Here is a 12617-nt window from a genome sequence, read left to right on the forward strand (position 1 = left end):
AATGAAAGTAGCTTTTATTTACCCCGGGCAAGGTGCCCAATATGCTGGAATGGGCAAAGAAATATACCAAAAATACCAAGAGGCAAGAGAAATTTTTGAAAGAGCAGATGAAGCTTTGGGGTTTAGCATATCTGAACTTTGTTTTGAAGGACCAGAAGAAGAACTTATGAAAACAGAAAATACTCAGCCGGCCATTTTAACGGTTTCTGTTGCTTTAACAAAGGTTTTGCAAAATAGAGGGATAAATGCTGAGGTTACTGCAGGATTGAGTTTAGGAGAGTATTCCTCTTTAGTATTGGCTGAAGCTTTGGATTTTGAAGATGCAGTTAGAGTTGTGAAAAATAGAGGGAAATATATGCAGGAAGTGGTACCCCAAGGAGTGGGTACTATGGCAGCAATACTGGGACTTGAAAATGAAGTAGTAGAAGAGATTTGCCGTATTTCGTCACAAGTTGGAATAGTAGAACCTGCTAATTATAATTGCCCTGGACAATTAGTTATATCTGGAGAAGTAAAAGCTGTGGAAAAAGCTGTCGAGCTAGCAAAAGAAAAAGGTGCAAAAAGAGCAGTAGTATTGGCAGTAAGTGCTCCTTTCCACTGCAGCATGTTAAAAAAAGCAGGAGAACTTTTGAAAAAGGATTTAGAAAAAATAGAAATAAAAGAGTTAAAAGTTCCTGTAATATCAAATGTAACAGCTAACTATGTTACAAAGGAAGAAGTTAAAGATTTGCTCATAAAACAGGTGAGTCATCCTGTGCGATGGGAACAATCTGTAAAAAGAATGATTGAAGATGGAGTAGATACTTTCGTTGAAATAGGCCCAGGAAAGACTCTTACAGGTTTTGTTAAAAAGATTGATAGAACTAAAGATGCTTATAATTTTGAAGATGAGGAGTCCCTTTTAAAGACTCTCTCTACTTTGGGGGTATAAGTATGGAAACTGAAAGAAAAACTGCTTTTATAACAGGTGGGTCAAGAGGAATAGGACGAGCAATTGCTTTACGTTTAGCAAAAGATGGTTTTAATATTGTCGTCAACTATTCAAAAAGTGATAAAAGTGCTGAAGAGGTTGTAAAAGAAGCAAAAGAGTATGGAGTAGAGGCAATGGCTGTCAAATGTGACGTCTCTAAATATGATGAAGTGGAAAAAGCAATAGATAAAATTGTAGAAGAATTTGGTAGTATAGATGTTGTAGTAAATAATGCGGGAATTACAAAGGATAATTTAATTTTGAGAATGGATGAAAATGAGTGGGACCAGGTAATAGATGTAAATTTAAAAGGTACATTTAATGTAATAAAATTTGCATCAAAGTATATGATAAAAAAGAGACAAGGGAAAATAATAAATATTACATCAGTTGTTGGAATAATGGGAAATGCAGGTCAAGCTAATTATGCTGCTTCTAAAGCAGGAGTGATAGGACTTACTAAATCTGTTGCAAAAGAGTTAGCGAGTCGGGGAATAACAGTAAATGCTGTAGCTCCTGGCTTCATTGAAACAGAGATGACAAGTGTGTTAAAAGATGAAATAAAAGAAAATATGTTAAATAGTATTCCTTTGAAAAGAGCTGGAAAACCGGAGGATGTAGCTGAATTAGTTGCTTTTTTAGCTAGTCCCGCTTCAGATTACATTACTGGGCAAGTAATAAATGTTGACGGAGGAATGGTTATGTAATATTATCATAATGTATAATTTTTGAGAGGAGGTGAAGAAGGTATGATTTTTGAAAAAGTAAGGGACATAATAGCCGAGCAACTTGGCATTGATCCAGAGGAAATAACGATGGAGTCATCTTTTATAGATGATTTAGGAGCAGACTCTTTGGACATAGTAGAGCTCATAATGGCTCTGGAAGAAGAGTTTGATATTGAAATTCCTGATGAAGATGCTGAAAAGATTAAGACAGTAGGTGATGTAGTAGAATATTTAAGCAATCTTGAATAATTGAGGTCCCGCGTTGCGGGACTTTATGCAATATAAAATTTTACTCTATTTTGGGGGTTTTAACTGATGAACAGAGTAGTTGTAACGGGAGTAGGAGTTATTACACCAATAGGTAATACTGTAGAAAAATTTTGGAATTCTTTAATAAGCGGTGAGTCTGGAATAGATACTGTTACTAAGTTTGATGTGGCGGAGTTTCCTACTAAGGTAGCAGCGGAAGTAAAAGATTTCGAACCCACTTTATATATAGATAAAAAAGAAGCAAGAAGAATGGATAGGTTTATCCAGTTTGCTGTTGCCAGTGCGAAATTGGCATTAGAGGATTCGCAAATTGACCTTTCTAAAGTTGATTTAAACAGGTTTGGGGTCATTTACGGTACAGGAATAGGAGGAATTGAAACTTTTGAAAACCAGTTGAAAATTATGTATGAAAAAGGTCCCGGAAAAGTAAGTCCATTCTTCATCCCTATGATGATAGCAAATATGGCAGCCGGTCAAATTGCAATAACTTTTGGGTTAAAAGGGATAAACGAGACTATAGTAAATGCCTGTGCTTCCAGTACTAATGCTATAGGAGAAGCTTTTAAAGCTATTCAAAGAGGAGATGCAGACCTTATAGTTACAGGTGGTACTGAAGCAGCTATAACTCCTATGTCTTTCGCAGGTTTTTGTGCAATGAAAGCTATGTCCACAAATGAGGACCCTAAAAAAGCCTCTCGTCCTTTTGATTTGAATAGAGATGGTTTTGTAATGGGAGAAGGGTCTGCAAGCTTAATTTTAGAATCTTTAGAACATGCGCAAAAAAGAGGAGCTAAAATTTATGCAGAGATAATAGGTTATGGTGCTACAGATGATGCTTACCACATAACTGCTCCTGCGCCAGAAGGAGAAGGAGCTGCTCGTGCAATGGAAGCAGCTTTAAAGGACGGAAAAGTAAGTTTTGACATAATAGATTATATCAATGCTCATGGAACTTCCACTGAATATAACGACAAATTTGAAACAATGGCTATAAAGAAAGTCTTTAAAGACCATGCGTATAAACTCTATGTAAGTTCTATCAAGTCTATGATAGGGCATTTATTAGGAGCAGCAGGGGCAATAGAGGCTGTTGCTACTGTTTTGACTATAAAAAATGGCATTATACCTCCTACTATTAATTACGAAACTCCTGATCCAGAATGTGATTTGAACTATGTGCCTAACAAGGCTATAGAAAAAGAAGTAAATTATGCGATTTCTAATTCCTTTGGCTTTGGGGGACATAATGGGACATTACTTTTTAAAAAATTTTAAAAGAGGTATGGAAGTGAAAAGAGGAAATTTGTCTGAATTAGAAAAGAGGATAAACTATAGTTTTAAAGATAAAAATTTGCTTATAGAAGCTTTAACTCACAGTTCATGGGCTCACGAAGGTAAAAATAGCAAGATTAGCAATGAAAGATTGGAGTTTTTAGGAGATTCTGTCCTAAGTCTTGTAATAAGTGAGTATTTGTACAAGAATAGAAAAGATTTAGAAGAAGGTTCTCTTTCTAAATATAGAGCTGAAATAGTTTGTGAGCCCTCCCTTGCCAGATGTGCAAGAGAAATAGAATTAGGCAACTTTTTGCGCATTGGCAAAGGAGAAGAACTGACTGGAGGAAGAGAAAGAGATTCTATTCTTGCAGATGCTATGGAAGCGATACTGGCTGCTGTATATCTGGATGGAGGATTAGAAGCCGCTCGCAATGTAATTTTAGAATTGTTCAAAGATATCATTGAAGAAGTTTTGGAAGGGCTTATTTATCGCGACTATAAAACAAAGCTGCAAGAAGTTGTTCAAAGCATGGAAATAGGGAAAATTATCTATGAGTTAATAGAGGAAATAGGTCCTGACCATAATAAAACTTTTGTAACTCAAGTGCGGATTGGTGATGTAATATTAGGAAAGGGTTATGGTAAAAGTAAAAAAGAAGCCGAGCAAACTGCGGCTATGGAAGCATTAATCAAATTGGGGATATTAAAATGAAAAAAAAGATGTATATAATACCGCTTTTTATACCCCATTTAGGTTGCCCTTTTAAGTGTGTTTTTTGCAATCAAAATTCAATAACAGGCCAACAGCAGGAGATAACAGAAGAATACGTAAGGCAAACTATAGAAACCCATTTAAAAACTCTTCCAAGGGATGCAGAAATAGAGGTATCATTTTTTGGGGGTAGTTTTACTGGAATACCACAGGATATGCAAAATCTCTACTTGGGAATTGCGAAAGAATATTTGGACAAAGGCAAAATAGATGCTATTCGTTTGTCTACTCGTCCTGATTATATAGACACTGAGATTTTACAAAATCTTAAGAGATACGAAGTTTCAATAATAGAACTTGGAGTACAGTCAATGGATGAAGAAGTGCTTTTAAAAAGTAGAAGAGGTCATACAAGTGAGGATGTCGTAAAAGCTGTGAATCTAATTCGACAGTATGACTTTAAATTAGGATTGCAAATAATGATAGGACTACCTGGAGATAACTTAGAGAAATCTTTAAATACTGCTTATAAGATTGTGGAGTTGAAACCTGATTTTGTGAGGATTTATCCTACTTTGGTGATTAAAAATACTTATCTTGAAAGAATGTATAAAAAAGGAAGATTCTTTCCTCTGACCTTGCAAGAGGCTGTTGAAATTTCAAAGAAAATGTATATAATTTTTATTAAGAATAATATTGATGTCATTCGTATTGGACTTCAAACGACAGAAAATATTAATTATAATAAAGATATTGTAGCAGGTCCTTTTCATCCTGCGATGGGGCAATTAGTTGAGTCCAGTGTTATTCTTGATATTCTCCTAAAAGTATTTGAGGATAAAAATATAAGGGACACAAATGTTACAATTTTTTCTAATGAAAGACGAATTTCAACAATTATAGGGCAAAAAAAATTCAACAAGTTGTTTTTAGAAAAAAAATACAATGTAAAAATGGAATTTACAATATTAAATAGTCTGACTGACGACAAAGTAGTTGTTTGCATTGATAAAAAGATTATGCGTATTTCTATAACCGATTTTATAAAAAATAATTTTTAAAAAAATTTTATAAAAAAGAAGGAAATATTGGTTTTTTATCGAATATATAAATATATATCAAATGTATTCATTTTCACAATAATGTATGAAGGAGGTTATTTTACAGTGGAGGTTCTAAAAGTATCAGCTAAATCTAAACCTAAGTCTGTAGCAGGTGCATTAGCAGCCGTCTTAAGAGAAAAATCTTCAGCAGAAATTCAGGCGGTGGGGGCAGGTGCAGTAAATCAGGCGGTTAAGGCTATTGCAATAGCGAGGGGGTTTGTGGCGCCAAATGGCATAGACTTAATTGCGATTCCTGCCTTTTCAGAGATTGAGATAGACGGCGAAATGAGGACAGCGATAAAATTTATTGTAGAACCAAGATAATCTAAACCTGCTTTTTTAGCAGGTTTTATTTTTATATAGAGGTGATTTTAATGGAAGGCTTTGTTAAAATTTTAGTGTTGGAAAATGAAATAGAAGCGAAATTGATAGAAGGCATTTTAAAAGAAAAGGGGATACCACATTTTATAAGAAGTTATCATGATACGGCTTATGATGGATTGTTTCAAATGGTAACAGGATGGGGAGAAATATTGGCACCTTCTTCTTATAAGGAAGAAATAGAGGAGATTGTAGAAGAAATACGAAAAAATGAAGATGAAATTTAAATGTAGATGTGGTAAAATGGAAGGTGCATAAGGAGTGGTGGTATGTACCTTAAGAAACTTGAACTTCAAGGCTTTAAATCTTTTGCAGATAAAGTAACTCTTAATTTTGAAAAAGGTGTAACAGCAATTGTAGGTCCAAATGGAAGTGGCAAAAGTAATATTTCTGACGCTATTAGATTAGTTCTAGGAGAACAAAGTATCAAAAGTTTAAGAGGTTCTAAGTTAGAGGATGTAATTTTTGCAGGTAGCGAGAATAGAAAACCTTTAGGTTTTTGTGAAATAAATCTCACCCTTGATAATTCCGATGGTTATCTTCCTTTTGATTATACAGAAGTAGTTATTACCAGAAAAATTTTTAGATCTGGCGAAAGTGAGTTTTTTATAAATAAAACTCCTTGCCGTCTTAAGGACATATACGAGCTTTTTTTAGATACAGGAGTAGGAAAAGAAGGCTACTCAATAATAGGACAAGGGAGAATAGACGAAATCCTATCTGCAAGACCAGACGATAGAAGGCAAATTTTTGAGGAAGCAATAGGTATTTCAAAGTACAGATATAAAAAAGAAGAAGCAGAAAGGAAACTCACAGCAGCTGATGATAATCTACTTCGTTTAAACGATATAGTTGTAGAACTAGAGAAGCAGCTTACCACTTTGGAAACACAAAAAAGCAAGGCCGAAGAGTTTTTAAAACTCCACAAGGAAAAAAGAAAAGCAGATATAAGTTTATATATTCAATTAGCAAAGAGGTCTATGAATCAGTACGATGCTTTAAAAGGAAAATATGAGAACTTAAAAAGTCAATTAGATGTAAAAAAAATACATAAAATCAATCAAGAGGAGAATTTGTTATATAAAGAAAAAGAAATTCATGACTTAAAACAGCAATTGGACAGTAAAAAAGAGGAATATCACAATAAGTTAAGAGAGATAGAGATAGTTTCAGGAAAAAGGGAATTAATAATAGAGAAGCTTAGAAATTTGGAAGAAACCACGGAGCTTTACAGAGATGAGTTAGAAAAAGCTGCAAAACGGGAAGAAGTTTTAAAGGAAGAACTTAAAAGGATAGAGTCTAATGTAGCCCTTTTACATGCAAACAAGGAAGAATTGGAAGAAAAGTTAAGACAATTTCAAGAAGAATATGTAAGTTTGCAAAAGAAACAAAAGAATGAGATAGAAGAAGTTGAAAAAGCTAAGGAAGATATAATTGAAATTTTAAATAGCATAGCAGATGTGAAAGGAAAATTGTCTTTGAACAATTCTCTAAAGGAAGAGGCAATAAGTAGGCAGCAAAATTTAAAAAAGCATATAGAGGAAATTCAAAATCGAATAGAAATTTTGGGTAAAGAAAAAAATAAAATTGTTGAGGAATTACAAATTTTACAAAAAGAACTAGATAAAAAGAATCAGCAAAAGTTTATTAAACAGAAAGCTTTACAAAAAATTAATAATGAGTTGATTTTGAGGGAAGATACTTTAAAAGTTATTAAAGAAGAAATAGAACGAAAAAGGTCACGACTTTCTATTTTAGAGGAGATGGATAAAAATTACGAAGGCTATAGTGGAACTGTGCGGAACTTGTTAAAACTTTCTGAAAATATTCCTTCTTTTAGAGAAAACATAATAGGAGTAGTGGGGGAACTTTTAGAGGTTGAAAATACGTATAGCACGGCAATTGAGGTAGCCTTAGGCTCAAGTATACAAAATATAGTTATAAAATCTTCTGAGGGAGTAGCGGAAATAATTGAAAAGTTAAAACAAAAAGATTTAGGAAGAGCTACTTTTTTGCCTCTTGATTTAATTCGTGGGAGGGGGCTTTCTCAACAGGAAAGCAATATTTTGATTGAGAAAGGCGTAATTGGAGTTGCTTCTAAGCTAATAAAGTATAACGATAATTTAGAAGAAATTTTTAATTTTTTGCTAGGCCGTGTTATTATAGTAGATACCATTGAAAATGCAGTGAGGTTATCTAAAAAATATAATCAAGCTTATAAAATTGTAACATTAGAAGGAGAAGTTATAAATCCAGGGGGTGCAATAACCGGTGGCAGTTTAAAACCTAAACTTCAAAGCATCTTTAAAAGGAAAGAAGAGATAACTAAACTGAAAAAAGAAATTGATAGTTTAAAAAATCAACAAGAAATATTAGGGGAAGAAATCGGTCAAAAAATAAATGATAAAATTCATGAAGAGGAGCAAATAGAATTATTGAACAAAGAAATTTCTGATATTAGCTACAATATAACTTCTAATGATCAAAGGAAGATTTCTTTAGAAAAAGAAATAGGAAATCTATTAAATCAACTAGAAAATTATACTTTAGAAATTGATGAATTAAAGGAAAATGTTAGAAATTATCAACAAGAAATTGGCCGGTTTTTAAAAGAGTTAGAAAGCTTAGAAAAAGAAAAAGAACGATTGGATGCTTTGATCAATGGCTTTAAAGAAAAAAACAATAAAGGAGAGGAAAATTTAGCAATTTTAGATAAAGAAATCACTGCTTTGAAAATTGAAATAGCTAAAATCGAACAAAAGCTCCAGAATGAACTTCATAACTTAAAAGATAAACGGCAAGAGTTTGATAGAGAAAAAAACAATATAGTAGAGAAGGAAAAGAATATTAAAGAAATAGAAAGCTTAAAAGTCAATTTGAGTTCAGATAGGGAAAAGTTACAGGGAGAAATATATAAATTACAGCAAGAAGTAGAAAAAATTCAAAAAGATATTTCTTCTTTAGAAGATAATATTTTCCAAGAAGAAGAGGATTTAAAAAAGCGTAAAGGAAAATTTTCGATTTTACAACAAGAATTTACTAATATAAATGAAGAATTTCATAAGGTAGAAATGGAAATGCAAAGATTTCAGATGGAGATTGACAATATCAAAAATAGGCTTTGGGAAGAATATGAATTGACCTTAGACAGAGCTTTTGAAGAAGCTGAAGAAGGCGAGATTTCAAAATTACGACAAAGAGTAGATCATTTGGCAAAGGCTATAAAAGAATTAGGCAATGTGAATATGGATGCTATTGAAGAATATCAAGAAGTAAAGGAAAGGTATGATTTTTTAAAATCTCAGATTGAAGATATTATAAAGGCAAAGGAATCTTTGATTTCTGTAATCGAAGAAGCAAATAAAATTATCAAAACAAAATTTAAAGATGGTTTTGAAATCCTACAGATTCAATTTAAGGAGACGTTTAGGCGACTTTTTGGAGGGGGTAATGCAGAGTTAATACTTACTGATGAGGATAATCTTTTAGAAACAGGCATAGAAATTAAAGCACAGCCTCCAGGGAAGAAATTGCAAACCCTTTCTCTTCTTTCAGGAGGAGAAAAGGCATTAGTTGCTATTTCCCTTTTATTTGCAATGCTAAGTATAAAACCTACTCCTTTTTGTATATTGGATGAGATAGATGCAGCATTAGATGATGCAAATGTAGAAAGATTTGCTGAGTTTCTGAAAGAATTGTCAAAAGATACCCAGTTTATAGTTGTAAGCCACAGAAAAGGTACAATGATGGTAGCAGATGCGATATACGGTGTAACAATGCAAGAAAAAGGAGTTTCCAAATTGTTATCCCTTAAACTAAATACTGACGACAAAATAGGAGGCTTGGTAAAACATGCTTAATTTTTTTGACAAATCTAAAAAAGAATCAGAAACTGCTGAAGAAAAAAAAGGTTTTTTTCAAAGGATTAAAGAAGGACTTTTAAAAACAAGAGAAAATTTGACTTCTAAAATAGATAGTATTGTTACAATAGGTAGAAAAATTGACGAAGAACTTTTGGAAGAATTAGAAGAGATTTTAATTTTAGCTGATATAGGTATTAGTACTACTTCTAAGATTATAGAAGGAATACGTCAAAAGGCAAAAGAAAGAAAGAATTATGATGCGTCTCAAATAAAAGAACTTTTAGCTGAAGAAGTTTATGAAATTTTGCAGAAGGATGTAGAACCTTTTACCTTGACTTCTCCTATGGTGATATTGGTAGTAGGAGTAAATGGAGTAGGAAAGACTACTACAATTGGAAAATTAGCTTATTTGTACAAAAAAGAAGGCAGAAAAGTTATGCTAGCAGCAGGTGATACTTTTAGAGCTGCAGCTATTGACCAGTTAGAAATATGGGCAGAGAGAGTTAACTGTCCAATTATCAAACACCAAGAAGGCTCAGATCCAGCTTCTGTTATTTTTGATGGCATTCAAGCCTCAAAAGCCAGGGGGATAGATATACTTATTTGTGATACTGCAGGCAGACTTCACAATAAAAAGAATCTGATGGAGGAATTGAGGAAAATTCGCAGAGTTATAGATAGGGAATATCCTGAAGCGAGAGTAGAAACCTTTTTAGTTTTAGATGCTACAACCGGTCAAAATGCTCTTCAACAGGCGAAAATATTTAAAGAAGTTTCTGATATAACCGGGATTGTACTTACCAAATTAGATGGAACGGCAAAGGGTGGAATTGTGGTAGCTATAAAATCAGAATTAAATGTACCCATAAGATATATAGGAATTGGGGAAGGAATAGAGGATTTGCAAGCTTTTGATGCAAAATCTTTCGTTTCTGCTATTTTTCAGTAAATTAAATCACAAAAAAATGAAAAAACACAGCTTGACAAAAAGCAGCCCTTCATATAAAATCTTAATGTAAAGGTTAGGACCTTAACGGGTGGGATTTTTGTGGATGATGATTTTTTATTTATGACTCTTTTGTATGATTTTTATGGTGCTTTGCTTACAGATAAGCAAAGAGAAATTTTTGAGATGTACTATTTAAATGATTATTCTCTTGGAGAAATTTCCGAACTTTTGGATATTTCACGACAGGGTGTTTATGACACTTTAAAAAGAGCAGAAAGCTCGTTAGAGTTTTTTGAGGAAAAATTAGGGTTAGTAAAAAGACATCAAGAAATAATGAATAGACTGGATAAGATAAAAAAGGGCATTGAAATAATACGGCAAAGAGAAAGAAACCCAGAAATTGTAAAAATTATTGAGGAGATAGCTCATGAAATAGAGGAGCTAAATCTGTAGGAGGTAAATTTTAATGGCTTTTGAAAGCCTATCTGAAAGGCTGCAGGAAATCTTTAAAAAGTTAAGAGGAAAAGGAAAACTCACAGAAAAAGATGTAAAAGAAGCTATGAGGGAAGTAAAAGTTGCACTTTTAGAAGCAGATGTCAACTTTAAGGTAGTAAAAGACTTTATAAACTCTGTTACAGAAAAAGCTTTGGGGCAAGAAGTGATGGAAAGCCTGACCCCGGGACAACAGGTGATAAAGATAGTCAATGATGAGCTTATAGCTCTTATGGGGTCTACACAAAGCCGGTTAAATATAGGGAATAAAATTCCTGCAGTTATAATGATGGTTGGACTTCAAGGCTCTGGAAAGACAACTGCTTGTGGAAAATTGGCAAACTTATTAAAGAAACAGGGGAAAAATCCCCTGCTAGTAGCTTGTGACGTCGTCAGACCAGCTGCCATAAAGCAGTTACAGGTTGTAGGAGCTAATGTAAATGTACCAGTTTTTACAATGGGGGATAAAGCAAACCCTGTTGATATTGCAAAAGCTTCTATTGATTATGCAAGGTCTCATAACTCTGACGTAATTATCATAGATACTGCGGGTAGACTTCACATAGATGAAGAATTGATGGAGGAACTTGTAAATATAAAAAAGGCAGTACAACCAGATGAAATTTTGTTAGTAGTAGATGCTATGACAGGTCAAGACGCAGTAAACGTAGCGTCTTCCTTTAATGAAAGGTTAGATATAACAGGAGTTATATTGACAAAATTGGATGGAGATACGAGAGGTGGAGCAGCCCTTTCTATTAAGGCTGTTACACAAAAACCTATAAAATATGTGGGCACAGGGGAAAAGCTGACAGATTTAGAGCCTTTTTATCCTGATAGAATGGCCTCTCGTATTTTGGGAATGGGAGATGTTTTGACTTTAATTGAAAAGGCCCAAGCAGCAATTGATGAGAAAAAGGCACAAGAGTTAGGGCAAAAGCTTTTAACAAAACAGTTTACACTGGAAGATTTCTTAGAACAATTGCAGAGTCTTAAAAATATGGGTCCTTTAGACCAACTTCTTAGTATGATTCCTGGAATGAACAAAAACCTGTTTAAAAATGTAGACATTTCAGAAAAAGACTTAAAGAGGATAGAAGCAATTATTCAATCTATGACTAAAGAAGAAAGACAAAACCCTTCTATTATAAATGGCAGTAGAAAGAAAAGAATAGCTAAAGGCAGCGGTACCACCATCCAACAGGTAAATAGCCTCTTAAAACAGTTTGAAGAAACTAAAAAGATGATGAAGAAATTTGCTGATATTGACAAAGACCTAAAGAAAGGTAAAATGAGGCTGCCTTTCTTTAGATGATATCGGAAGGTGGGCAACTTTTGAAGGAGGTGAGAAAGTGGCAGTCAGAATAAGATTAAAAAGGTTTGGGGCTAAGAAAAGACCTTTTTACAGGATAGTAGTAGCAGATTCAAAGTCACCAAGAGATGGAAGATTTATTGATGAGATAGGATATTACAATCCTATAGCCCAGCCTGCTGAAATAAAAATAGATGTTGAAAAGGCTAAAAAGTGGCTTGGTGTTGGTGCCCAACCTTCAGATACTGTAAAGTCACTGTTTAAAAAAGAAGGTATAATTGGCAATAGTGCATCTCAATAATCCTCTCTTGTGAGGAGGTGTAATAATGGGAGAATTGGTTAAAACTATAGCCAAGGCGTTAGTTGACAATCCTGATGCAGTAGAAGTTAATGAAATTGAAGGACAGCAATCTGTTATTATAGAGCTTAAAGTTGCTCCCGAAGATATGGGAAAGATAATTGGGAAACAGGGAAGGATTGCTCAAGCAATTCGTACATTGGTTAAAGCTGCTGCCTTAAAAGAAAAGAAACGTGTGATTGTTGAGATAATCTAGGTGGTGGT

Annotated in this window: 14 protein-coding genes; all 14 read left to right on the forward strand. The window is 33.7% G+C overall.

Annotated features, from left to right (window positions below):
• Position 1: 1 nt before the first annotated feature.
• On the forward strand, positions 2-931 hold the full coding sequence (gene fabD / locus BUB32_RS03410; protein WP_072967501.1) for an ACP S-malonyltransferase: 930 nt from the start codon (positions 2-4) through the stop codon (positions 929-931).
• Positions 932-933: 2 nt separating this feature from the next.
• Positions 934-1677 (forward strand): 3-oxoacyl-[acyl-carrier-protein] reductase, encoded by a 744-nt coding sequence (gene fabG / locus BUB32_RS03415; protein WP_072967502.1) that lies wholly within the window; start codon positions 934-936, stop codon positions 1675-1677.
• Between the two features lie 42 nt (positions 1678-1719).
• Entirely contained in the window at positions 1720-1947 is a 228-nt protein-coding gene (acpP, locus tag BUB32_RS03420; protein ID WP_003866668.1) for an acyl carrier protein, read from the forward strand.
• Positions 1948-2013: 66 nt separating this feature from the next.
• Positions 2014-3243 carry a beta-ketoacyl-ACP synthase II gene (gene fabF, locus BUB32_RS03425; protein ID WP_072967503.1) on the forward strand — a complete coding sequence of 410 codons (1230 nt, stop codon included), beginning with the start codon at positions 2014-2016 and terminating at the stop codon, positions 3241-3243.
• Entirely contained in the window at positions 3215-3955 is a 741-nt protein-coding gene (gene rnc / locus BUB32_RS03430; protein WP_072967504.1) for a ribonuclease III, read from the forward strand. Before fabF ends, rnc begins: the two co-directional genes overlap by 29 nt.
• Positions 3952-5016, forward strand: a complete 1065-nt coding sequence (locus BUB32_RS03435; protein ID WP_072967505.1) for an elongator complex protein 3 — start codon at positions 3952-3954, stop codon at positions 5014-5016. Before rnc ends, BUB32_RS03435 begins: the two co-directional genes overlap by 4 nt.
• A 105-nt stretch (positions 5017-5121) precedes the next feature.
• Positions 5122-5382, forward strand: coding sequence for a stage V sporulation protein S (locus BUB32_RS03440; RefSeq protein ID WP_003869192.1), 261 nt, complete (start codon positions 5122-5124; stop codon positions 5380-5382).
• 50 nt (positions 5383-5432) lie between these two features.
• A complete protein-coding gene (locus tag BUB32_RS03445; protein WP_042833120.1) occupies positions 5433-5666 on the forward strand; it encodes a putative signal transducing protein in 234 nt (77 codons plus the stop codon).
• 42 nt (positions 5667-5708) lie between these two features.
• A complete protein-coding gene (gene smc / locus BUB32_RS03450) occupies positions 5709-9299 on the forward strand; it encodes a chromosome segregation protein SMC (RefSeq protein ID WP_072967506.1) in 3591 nt (1196 codons plus the stop codon).
• A complete protein-coding gene (gene ftsY / locus BUB32_RS03455) occupies positions 9292-10251 on the forward strand; it encodes a signal recognition particle-docking protein FtsY (protein WP_072967508.1) in 960 nt (319 codons plus the stop codon). Before smc ends, ftsY begins: the two co-directional genes overlap by 8 nt.
• 99 nt (positions 10252-10350) lie before the next feature.
• A complete protein-coding gene (locus BUB32_RS03460) occupies positions 10351-10704 on the forward strand; it encodes a putative DNA-binding protein (RefSeq protein WP_072967510.1) in 354 nt (117 codons plus the stop codon).
• Between the two features lie 13 nt (positions 10705-10717).
• Entirely contained in the window at positions 10718-12058 is a 1341-nt protein-coding gene (gene ffh / locus BUB32_RS03465) for a signal recognition particle protein (RefSeq protein ID WP_072967512.1), read from the forward strand.
• 37 nt (positions 12059-12095) lie between these two features.
• The gene (rpsP, locus tag BUB32_RS03470; RefSeq protein WP_042833115.1) at positions 12096-12356 is read left to right on the forward strand and encodes a 30S ribosomal protein S16; all 261 of its coding nucleotides are present in this window, start codon (positions 12096-12098) and stop codon (positions 12354-12356) included.
• A gap of 25 nt (positions 12357-12381) precedes the next feature.
• Complete coding sequence (locus tag BUB32_RS03475) at positions 12382-12609, forward strand: KH domain-containing protein (RefSeq protein WP_042833114.1); 228 nt, start codon at positions 12382-12384, stop codon at positions 12607-12609.
• Positions 12610-12617 lie beyond the last annotated feature (8 nt).

Source organism: Thermoanaerobacter uzonensis DSM 18761 (genome assembly GCF_900129115.1).
Lineage (GTDB): Bacteria > Bacillota > Thermoanaerobacteria > Thermoanaerobacterales > Thermoanaerobacteraceae > Thermoanaerobacter > Thermoanaerobacter uzonensis.